The sequence below is a fragment of the Winslowiella iniecta genome, from assembly GCF_001267535.1.
GTDB classification, from domain to species: domain Bacteria; phylum Pseudomonadota; class Gammaproteobacteria; order Enterobacterales; family Enterobacteriaceae; genus Erwinia; species Erwinia iniecta.
The window spans coordinates 1-9,587 of sequence record NZ_JRXE01000049.1; the positions used below are offsets into that span (position 1 = coordinate 1).

10 protein-coding genes are annotated in these 9,587 nt (G+C 55.7%); 5 read left to right on the forward strand and 5 right to left on the reverse strand.

Features of this window, described 5'->3' with window-relative positions; genetic code table 11:
* Nucleotides 1–244 (forward strand): iron chelate uptake ABC transporter family permease subunit (locus NG42_RS21355; RefSeq protein ID WP_052903007.1); only part of this gene is annotated, 244 nt, incomplete at its 5' end.
* A 2-nt stretch (nucleotides 245–246) separates the two neighbouring features.
* Nucleotides 247–1,062, forward strand: a complete 816-nt coding sequence (locus tag NG42_RS21360) for an ABC transporter ATP-binding protein (protein ID WP_052903008.1) — start codon at nucleotides 247–249, stop codon at nucleotides 1,060–1,062.
* 20 nt (nucleotides 1,063–1,082) lie between these two features.
* Here the strand turns inward: NG42_RS21360 and fes are convergent, their stop codons facing one another.
* Nucleotides 1,083–2,393 carry an enterochelin esterase gene (gene fes, locus NG42_RS21365; protein WP_338152350.1) on the reverse strand — a complete coding sequence of 437 codons (1,311 nt, stop codon included), beginning with the start codon at nucleotides 2,391–2,393 and terminating at the stop codon, nucleotides 1,083–1,085.
* Between the two features lie 210 nt (nucleotides 2,394–2,603).
* Here fes and NG42_RS21370 point away from each other — a divergent pair, with 210 nt between their 5' ends.
* Nucleotides 2,604–4,775, forward strand: a complete 2,172-nt coding sequence (locus NG42_RS21370) for a TonB-dependent siderophore receptor (RefSeq protein WP_052903010.1) — start codon at nucleotides 2,604–2,606, stop codon at nucleotides 4,773–4,775.
* 48 nt (nucleotides 4,776–4,823) lie between these two features.
* On the opposite strand, the gene NG42_RS21375 is transcribed toward NG42_RS21370, so the two are convergent.
* A complete protein-coding gene (locus NG42_RS21375; RefSeq protein ID WP_052903011.1) occupies nucleotides 4,824–6,266 on the reverse strand; it encodes an AMP nucleosidase in 1,443 nt (480 codons plus the stop codon).
* Nucleotides 6,267–6,308: 42 nt separating this feature from the next.
* Nucleotides 6,309–6,797: a DUF2938 family protein gene (locus tag NG42_RS21380; protein WP_052903013.1), complete on the reverse strand. Its 489-nt coding sequence runs from the start codon at nucleotides 6,795–6,797 to the stop codon at nucleotides 6,309–6,311.
* A 74-nt stretch (nucleotides 6,798–6,871) separates the two neighbouring features.
* Between NG42_RS21380 and NG42_RS21385 the strand changes: the two genes are divergently transcribed.
* On the forward strand, nucleotides 6,872–7,261 hold the full coding sequence (locus NG42_RS21385; RefSeq protein WP_052903014.1) for a helix-turn-helix domain-containing protein: 390 nt from the start codon (nucleotides 6,872–6,874) through the stop codon (nucleotides 7,259–7,261).
* A gap of 8 nt (nucleotides 7,262–7,269) precedes the next feature.
* On the opposite strand, the gene NG42_RS21390 is transcribed toward NG42_RS21385, so the two are convergent.
* Complete coding sequence (locus NG42_RS21390; RefSeq protein WP_052903016.1) at nucleotides 7,270–7,656, reverse strand: winged helix-turn-helix transcriptional regulator; 387 nt, start codon at nucleotides 7,654–7,656, stop codon at nucleotides 7,270–7,272.
* Between the two features lie 129 nt (nucleotides 7,657–7,785).
* On the opposite strand from NG42_RS21390, the gene NG42_RS21395 reads away from it, so the two are divergent.
* A complete protein-coding gene (locus tag NG42_RS21395; RefSeq protein ID WP_052903018.1) occupies nucleotides 7,786–8,835 on the forward strand; it encodes an NAD(P)-dependent alcohol dehydrogenase in 1,050 nt (349 codons plus the stop codon).
* A 42-nt stretch (nucleotides 8,836–8,877) separates the two neighbouring features.
* Here the strand turns inward: NG42_RS21395 and NG42_RS21400 are convergent.
* Nucleotides 8,878–9,587: ABC transporter substrate-binding protein (locus NG42_RS21400; RefSeq protein WP_052903024.1), on the reverse strand; the 710-nt coding region annotated here is incomplete at its 5' end.

Sequence of the window (9,587 nt, forward strand, 5' to 3'; positions counted from 1 at the left end):
GACCGCCAGCGCCGGACCAATATCCTTTATTGCACTGGCGGCACCGCAGATTGCCCGCCGCCTGACGCGCGCCAGCTCGGTGCCGCTGTTTTCTGCCGCCACCACCGGCGCACTGTTACTTTTGGCTGCCGACCTGACGGCACAACACAGCTTCGACGGTGTACAGCTGCCGGTTGGCGCGGTGACTGTCAGCATTGGTGGGCTGTATCTGATTTGGTTGTTGATTCGTGAGGCTCGTCGCTAAGTATGAAATCTTTGGTTAAAAGTCGTTTGCAGGCAGCGCAACTGACGCTGGCGTATGAGCAAAAAGTGATTGCCAGTGAGCTGAGCGTCAATATTCCCGATAATCAGTTTACGGTGATTATCGGCCCGAACGCCTGCGGCAAGTCGACGCTGCTGCGGGCGCTCTGTCGTCTGCTGAAGCCACGTGCCGGACAGGTGCTGCTTGACGGCAAAGATATTCATCAACTGGGCACCAAAGCGCTGGCGCGTCAGCTTGGCCTGCTGCCGCAACATGCCATCGTGCCGGAAGGGATTAGCGTGGCTGAACTGGTGGCGCGGGGTCGTTATCCACACCAGAGTTTGTTAAAGCAGTGGAGCGAAGCGGATCAGCAGGCGGTCAGCGCGGCAATGCGCGCGACAAATGTCGAACAGCTTGCGGATCGCAGTGTCGATGAGCTGTCGGGCGGCCAGCGTCAGCGGGTCTGGGTGGCGATGGTACTGGCGCAGCAAACCCCGCTGTTACTGCTGGATGAGCCGACCACCTGGCTGGATATTGCGCATCAAATCGAGTTGCTGGATCTGTTTCGTGAGTTGAATCAGCAGGCGGGCCATACGCTGATTGCGGTGCTGCACGATCTGAATCAGGCCTGTCGCTATGCCGACCATCTGATTGTGATGCGCAGCGGCGAGATTATTGCGCAGGGCAAACCGGCGGACATCATCAGTGCGGAACTGGTTGAGCGCGTATTTGGCATGGCCTGTATTGTGATTGACGATCCGGTGTCACATACGCCAATGATTGTGCCCTGCGGGCGTTTTCATGCCCCTTCGCCGGACTGAACGGGAAGGGGCGTCGCCGGTTACTCTGCGTTCAACAACCGTTGTAATCCGTCGAGCAGGCCACCGCGCCAGCAAAGGGAGTCGTGACCGCCGATAAATTCGCGCTGTTCGATACGATGTCCGGCGGCGGTTAAGGCCCGCAGCATCTGTTGATTAACAAAGCCGATACTTGGTTCGCGGTCGCCATATTCCAGGAAAATAGTCAGGGTGGCGGCGGCCACGTGATGCTCGTCGACCTGTCTGGTCAGCCAGCCTGGCTGATAGCTGTCGCGTTGCGCCGACTGAGTGACAAATTTTACCTCCGGCCACCAGAACGATCCCGACTGACTGAGCACCCGGCCAAAGCGCTGCGGCCAGTGCAGACCGGCATACATCGCCGCCAGACCGCCGTAGCTCTGACCGGCCACCACCGTGTGTTGGGGATCTTCGGTGAATGCCGCCCGGCGACGCGCCTCGGGCAGTAACTCCTGCTGTATCGCCTGCCAGAATTCGGGGTTACAGGGCAGTTCCTGTTCGCGGTGAGCCATATCAATAACATCAATAAATAACCAACAGGCAGCCGGCAGTAATCCTGCAGCCGTCTGCTGCTCAATTACCGAAAACAGTGGAATACCTTGCGCCCAGTTTTGCCCGTCGAGCAGAATCACCAGCGGGCGCGTGGCAGGCTGCGCGGTTTCGCCGCTGCTATACAGCCAGATGCGGCGCTGATTATCCAGCCGTGAGCTGTGCCAGTTGAATTGTTGCAGACGGCTAGTATCAACCGGCGCTTCACGGTGATGATCCCACGCCAGCCAGCCAGTTTGCGGCGGTGCAGCCGGCATATGCGCGGCAGATAGCGGCTGACCACGGCTGTTAAAATAGCTGCGCAGCGGATTCAGCGGGTCGGCGATCGCCAGCGGAAACAGCGATATCCACCATTCGCGCTGCTGCTGACTGGCGAGATTATCATCCGCGCTGAAAGCCGGTGGCAACTGGCTGGCATCGATCGGTATCAGGCTATAACTGCCGCGCCAGCGCGCATCGACGGTGGTTGACCAGTACCAGATATCGGTTCCGGCCAGTCGCTGCAAGCTTTGCGGCGTGCGGCTGTGATGGTCGGTGATGCCATTAATATCAATATACACCCGCACAATGGCGGATTGTTGTGCCGTTCCGGTCGGGTCACGCCAGAAATAGTTCATTTTCACTTCACTATTGCCTGCCGGTTCAATTAGCGGTGTGCCCAGTTGTGCCAGCTGTTGCCACCACTGCGGCTGACCGGCGTCTGCCGCTGCCAGTAAACCAGCCGCTGTACCCTCAGGTTGCACTGGCTTAATCGGGTTAATGCTCACCTTATCCTCCATTAGCGTGCGTCACAGAACCTGACGCGTTGTTGATAATATCTATCTTAAGAACTACTAATGCAAATGTCATTGAGAATTATTTACATTTGCAATAGCATCAGCGCCGACCTCAACTGAGTGAGTATTTTCCCTCTGTGGCAAGGGGTTATGGATATAACTGGGTATTTTCATCAGGCAGTGCTGACAGGGATTAACATCATGTCCGACCGAAATAAAAAACAGCCAGTCAAAGAACCGGCTATCAGAGTATTGCTGACTTCAACCTTGCTGGTGATGCCGGTTGCACACAGCATGGCGGCCAGCGAAAACACGCTGCTCGTCACAGCCGAGTCCGGGGAGAGTGTCACCGCACCACTAAAAGGCATCGTGGCGAAAGAGAGTGCTTCAGGCACCAAAACGCCAACGGCACTCAGAAAAACGCCGCAATCGATCTCGGTTATCACCCGCCAGCAGATGGACGATCAGGCGGCACCGTCGGTATCCGATGCGCTGAGCTATACCAGCGGCGTGCTCACCAACTACCGGGGTAACTCCAACCGTAATGATGAAGTAATCAGCCGTGGCTTTCGCTATGCGCCGAAGTTTCTCGACGGTCTGAGCTACGGTTTATCCGGCCAGGCGGGGGCGGCCGGGCAGGTTGATCCCTGGTTGCTGGAGCGGGTGGAGATGGTGCATGGCCCGGCATCGGTGCTGTATGGCCAGGTGAATCCCGGTGGGCTGATCAGCATGACCAGCAAGCGCCCGACGGCAGAGAGTATCCATAAAGTGCAGTTCAGCAGTGGTAATCAGCATCTGGCCGAAGCGGCATTTGATTTTGGCGGCGCGCTGAATGATGACTACTCGCTGTTTTACCGACTGAATGGTATCGCCAGCACCAGACATGAGTTCGTTAAGGATAATAAGCAGCAGCGCATGGCGATTGCGCCGGCCATCACCTGGTTACCGAATGACGATACCAGTATTACGCTGCTGACCAGCTACACCAACGAGCCAAAGGCCGGTTACCGTAACTTCCTGCCGTATGTCGGCACCGTGGTGCCGGGTAATGGCAGCTATATCCCTTACGACTTTAATGTCAGCGACCCGAGCTTTAATCAGGCGAAGCGTGAACAAACTTCATTAGGTTATATTTTTGAGCATAACTTTAATGAGGCGCTGTCGTTCCAGCAGAATTTCCGTTACAGCACCATGAGCGAATCCTACAAATATCTGGTGTTTACCAGCGGCGTGAGCGGCGCACCGACCACCATTGGCCGTCGTCCACAGCATGATAAAATTGAGTCGAAAGAGCTGGGCATTGACAACCAGTTTAAAGCGCTGTTTGACACCGGCGCGGTGCAGCATACGCTGCTGGCCGGTCTGGACTATAAATGGAGCGACCTCGACAGCAAGTTATGGCGCGAGAGCAGCGATAAATACAACCTGGACTGGACGCGTCCGCAGCCTGTCAGCGTAGACGAAAGCCAGTTAAGCCTTGCCACCAGTAGCCGTAAGAAGCTGGATCAAGTCGGGATCTATTTACAGGATCAACTGGAGTGGAATCAGTGGAATCTGCTGTTGTCGGGCCGTAATGACTGGTCAGAAGTGCGTACTCAGGATCGCACCGACAATACCCGCCGCCAGCAAAATGACAACAAGCTAACCGGTCGCGCCGGATTACTGTACGCCTTTGATAATGGCCTGTCGCCGTATATCAGCTACAGCACCTCGTTTGAACCTAACCTCAGTATTGGTGCGCCGGGCAGCGATCCGTTTGCGCCCACTACCGGCGAACAGACGGAAGTGGGGGTGAAGTTCCAGCCTCCGGGGCAGGATACGGTGCTGACGCTCTCGGCGTTTGATCTGACGCAGAAAAATATCAGCCAGTACAACAGCGTTCTTGGTTACTTCGAGCAGATTGGCAAGGTGAAATCGCAAGGTGTTGAAACGGAGTTACGCAGCCAGCTGACGCCGGAAATCGCGGTAATGGCGGCGTACACTTATACCGATGCGGTGACCAAAGCCAGCAGTAACCCGCTACAGGAAGGGCAGGCAATTGCTTCGGTTCCCCGTCACGCCGCATCGGCCTGGGGAAGTTACAGCTTCCTGGAAGGGGCACTGAACGGACTGACGCTGGGCACCGGTGTGCGTTATACCGGCACCACACCGGGTGACTCCGAGGGTGGGTTTAATGTGGCGCATTACACGCTGTATGATGCGATGGCGAAGTACCAGCTGGGTGCCATCTCCTCGGCGCTGAAGGGCACGACATTACAGTTGAATGTGAATAACCTCAGCGATAAACACTATGTTTCATCCTGTAGCAACACCTCGGCCTGCTTCTACGGCAGCGGTCGCAGTATCGTGGCGTCAGCGAGTTATAGCTGGTAGTAAAGGGATTGTGTTGGGGCGGTGATAACGCCGCCCCAACGGTTATCTTTAGCGGAACGGCGGCTCATTAAAGGTACGCAGCTTACGGGAATGCAGGCGGTCGCCTTCGGCACGCAGCAGATCGATGGCGCAAATACCGATTTGCAGATGTTCCGAAATCGCCCCTTCGTAAAAGCGGTTCGCCTGACCGGGCAGTTTGATTTCACCATGCAACGGTTTATCCGAAACGCACAGCAGTGTGCCGTAAGGCACGCGAAAGCGATATCCCTGCGCCGCGATAGTGGCGCTTTCCATATCCACCGCTACCGCCCGACTGAGGTTAAAACGCAGCGCCGACGCCGAGTAGCGTAATTCCCAGTTACGATCGTCAGTGGTGACCACCGTACCGGTACGCAACCGCTGTTTAACCTTTTCACCCGGCATGGCGCTGACAATTTTGGTGGCGTCGAACAGCGCACGTTGAACTTCCGCAATGCTGGGAATCGGAATATCCGGCGGCAGCACCGCATCCAGCACGTGATCGTCGCGCAGATAGGCATGCGCCAGCACATAGTCGCCAATCGTCTGACTTTCACGCAGGCCGCCACAGTGGCCGATCATCAGCCACGCATGCGGCCGCAGTACCGCCAGGTGGTCGCAAATGGTCTTGGCGTTCGACGGGCCAACGCCAATATTCACCAGCGTAATTCCCTGACCCTGTTCAGCAATCAGGTGCCAGGCGGGCATCTGATGATTTTTCCACGCCAGATCGGAAATGGTCTGCTGCGGATCGCGGGTTTCTGCGGTAATCACAATATTACCGGCGCAGGAGAGCGCCTGATACGGCGAATCCGCATCCGCAATCTGTTCGCAAGCCCAGCGCACAAACTCATCCACATAGCGGGTATAATTGGTAAACAGCACCCACGACTGGAAGTGCTCTACCGGCGTGCCGGTATAGTGTTTCAGGCGCGCGAGGGAGAAATCACTGCGCAGCGCATCAAAGTGGGAAAGCGGTAAGGTATCGGAGGGATGAAAGGTGCCATCAGCATTTTCATCGCCAATCTGCGACAGCTCGGTGGTCGGGAAATGCCGGGCGATACCGGCGCTCATACTGCGATCCAGCATCAGCCGGGAACCGTCAATCACATAAGGAAACGGAATCTCCTGCTGTGACGGCTCTACTTTCAGGGTAATCGGATATTCGCCGCTCAGCATTTCCAGCTGTTGCTGTAAATAGGCACGAAACAGCGCCGGTCGGGTGACGGTGGTGGTGTAACAGCCAGGGCGGGTAAAGCGACCAAAAGCGCGGGATAAGTGATGATCGGCGGCACTGCCTTCCCAGCTGACACGGATTTGCGGGTAAACAAACAGGCCAGCCGCACGTTGATCGGCCGCAGGCAGCGAGCCATCGGCAATATACGTGGTAATTGCATCACGTAATGCATTAACCGCCGCATCGTACATCGCTTCCAGTTTATCCAGTGCTTCTGTAACCGTAAGACCGTTCATAAAAATCTCCTTATGCGCTTTTGCCGTGAGTATATCACTGCGTCACACCAGTTTAGTCAGCTGCGCCGCCAGAAACAGACCGAGGCCAAATACGCTATGCGTCAGTAAGCTGAGTAGTCTGGCGCGCGCGGGGTTCGGCGCGTTAGCTGCCGCCACACCAAAGCCAAACGCCGGCTGCATAATCAGGAAAGGGGCGGCGCAGGTCAGCAGCCCGGCAAGTAACCCGGTCAGTAAACCCGGCTGATCCAGCCATTCCGCACCGGCCAGCAGCAACGGAATGACGGCAAATACCATGCCGGTAAGATAATGAAACAGCCAGCCGATCGTGCGCTCGCCTTTGACTGGCGGCGTTTGCAAAATAGTGCGGTGGACAAACTGGCCGCGAAACATCGACAAAATCCAGCGGCCTGGCAGGGCATAATTCAGCGGCGGAATGCCGAGCAGATGTTTTTGCAGCAGTGACCAGCCATCCATTAACAGCGTGGCACCGATACCGATCAGCGACAGACGAATAATGACCTCAGATAACATGCGTTACGCTCCGTACAGGGTAAGATGATAAGCTGAGCGGCATTGTGCAACCTAAAGTGAACTTCAAGTCAAGCATGAAAGAACTCGATATTGCTGAGGTGGCTCAGCGTGCAGGCGTCAGACCCTCGACGCTGCGTTTTTACGAGAAGAAAGGGCTGATCCAGCCGACGGGTCGCCACGGTTTGCGGCGGCAATATCACGTCGGGGTGCTGCAAAAACTGGCGCTGATTGCGCTGGGTCGCACCGCAGGTTTTACCCTGGATGATATTGCCGCGATGTTTACCGCGCAGGGGGAAATGGTGATTGATCGTGTGCTGCTTAGCAATAAAGCCAGTGAGATCGATCGCACCATTAAGCGGTTAATGAAGGTGCGCGACGGTTTACGACATGTTGCCAGCTGCCCGGCCAGCGACCATCTCGACTGCCCGGAATTTCGCAAAATTATGGCTAAGGCACAGCGCTAACCCCGCCGCTACAATGACCGATTCTGCTGACAGGCGGCTTCCATGGCATCCAGCGCGGCCTGATTATCCAGCCCCCATTGATACATCAGCTCAATGGGTTCGGCGAAGGTGCGGCCCAGTTCAGTTAATTCGTACTCCACTTTTGGCGGTACGACATTAAAAACATTGCGTTTGACCAGTCCACGCCGCTCGACTTCACGTAGCGATTGCACCAGCATTTTCTTTGATATGCCATCAAGGCTGCGCTGCAATTCGCCGGTACGGCATTTTCCGCCCGGCCAGTGATACAGCGCATGAATCACCATGGTGGTCCACTTTACCGAGAACAATTCCATTAAACGACGCGGTTCGGAATCCGCGTAAAACATCATTTTGCCGTCAACGATTACTGGCATATGGTCACCTTTTGGTACCTATGTCCCAAAAGGGTAACTACTACCAATATTAACCCCTTTTGTCTATAGTGGCCGCCCTCTGACATGGCCTGTGATAACAGGTGCAACCGACACAATCTGGATGATCCTATGAAAATTAAAGGCATTGTTGCCAGCGCGGCACATTTACCGCTCGCGCCAGCCAGCGTTGACGCGCGTGATGTTCAACCTGATGACGTTCGCATCGATATTCTCTATTGCGGTGTCTGCCATTCGGATCTGCATCTGGCGCGTAATGAATGGGGCGTCAGCCAGTACCCGATGCTGCCGGGCCATGAGATTGTGGGCCGGGTGCGCGAAACCGGTCATCAGGTCAGCCGCTTTAAAGCCGGCGATCTGGTGGGTGTGGGGGTGATGGTCGACTCCTGCGGCCACTGCGCGGCCTGTGCGGGCGCGGAAGAGCAGTATTGCGAAGCGGGCTTTACCCCGACTTATAACGGCAAAGATCGCTATACCGGCGGCACCACCTGGGGTGGTTACGCGGAAGGTATCGTGGTGGACAGCAAATTTGTGGTGTCCGTGCCTGAAAACCTTGAGCTGAGCGGCGTGGCTCCGTTGCTGTGTGCTGGCGTTACCGTCTGGTCGCCGCTGCGTCACTGGAATGTGAAAGCCGGTGATAAAGTCGGCGTGGTAGGACTGGGTGGCCTCGGCCATATGGCGGTCAAACTGGCCAGCGCATTGGGTGCTGAGGTGACGCTGTTTACCACGTCTCCGCAGAAAGGCGCGGACGCCATCCGTCTGGGCGCGAAATCCGTGGTGGTCTCGACCGATGCAAAACAGATGGCCGACGCGGCAAATACCCTCGATCTGATTCTGGATTGCGTGGCGGCTCCACACGATCTGGATGCGTATCTGAGTACGTTAAAAACCAACGGTCATCTGGTACTGGTGGGGATTCCCGACAGCCGCCATCCGGCACCGGATGTCACGCCAATGGTGTTCCGCCGTCTGAGCATTAGCGGAACCTCAATCGGCAGTATCCGCGAGACGCAGGAAGTGCTGGATTTCTGTGGTCAGCACAATATCACCGCGGATATCGAACTGATTAAAGGCAATCAGATTGAAGATGCCTTTGCCCGCATGCTGAAAGGCGATGTGAAGTACCGTTTTGTTATCGATATTAATAATACCGATTTCTGACGTGGCAGAGCCGGGGGCAGTTCCCCCGGCTTCGGCTGACGATCACTTCAGTTCAGTGGCATACTCGCTGACCGGAGTGATCTTTTTGATCAGTTGGTGATCGAAAAGAAATTGCTCATAGGCCTGGTAGCGTGCGCGATCCAGCTTAGCCGGATCGCTGGCAAATAATGGCAATGTTTTTTGCCACGCCAGTCGGTTCAGCTCGGTATTCAGTTCCGCGTGGCTGGCGGCGAAGCGGTTCCAGCTCTCCTCAGGATGCGCCTGCAAGTAGTCATTACCTTGCTTCAGTGCCGCGAGAAATTTCTTGATTTTAGGCTGATTGACGGCGGCTTTATTGGCAACAATAATCAGTTCGTCGTATGCCGGAACGCCATAATCCTCAACATTAAACACCACGGGCTGTTTGCCGTGCAACGCCAGTTCCAGTGCTTCAATATTGCGATAACCTCCAATAATGGCATCCACCTGACCCGCCATCAGCGCGCTGGTTAGCTGGAAATTCACGTTAATCAGTTTGATATCATCCGCCCTGAGCTTTTCATGATGCAGCATAGTGGCGACCGTGGCTTCCTCAATGCCGCTAACCGAATATCCAACTTTCTTCCCTTTCAAATCGGCCGGTGAGCGGATGTTTTTATCCAGCGCAATCAGCGTATTCAGCGGCGTGTTAATTAAGGTGCCGACGCGCATCAGCGGTAAACCCTGGTCGGCAAAAAAGTGCAATTGTGGCTGATAGGTAATGGCGAGATCGG

Bases quoted from the DNA above. Each gene is read 5' to 3' on its own strand.
- NG42_RS21360 (WP_052903008.1), top strand. From the start codon at position 247: ATGAAATCTTTGGTTAAAAGTCGTTTGCAGGCAGCGCAACTGACGCTG.
- NG42_RS21370 (WP_052903010.1), top strand. From the start codon at position 2,604: ATGTCCGACCGAAATAAAAAACAGCCAGTCAAAGAACCGGCTATCAGA.
- NG42_RS21375 (WP_052903011.1), bottom strand. From the start codon at position 6,266: ATGAACGGTCTTACGGTTACAGAAGCACTGGATAAACTGGAAGCGATG.
- NG42_RS21380 (WP_052903013.1), bottom strand. From the start codon at position 6,797: ATGTTATCTGAGGTCATTATTCGTCTGTCGCTGATCGGTATCGGTGCC.
- NG42_RS21385 (WP_052903014.1), top strand. From the start codon at position 6,872: ATGAAAGAACTCGATATTGCTGAGGTGGCTCAGCGTGCAGGCGTCAGA.
- NG42_RS21390 (WP_052903016.1), bottom strand. From the start codon at position 7,656: ATGCCAGTAATCGTTGACGGCAAAATGATGTTTTACGCGGATTCCGAA.
- NG42_RS21395 (WP_052903018.1), top strand. From the start codon at position 7,786: ATGAAAATTAAAGGCATTGTTGCCAGCGCGGCACATTTACCGCTCGCG.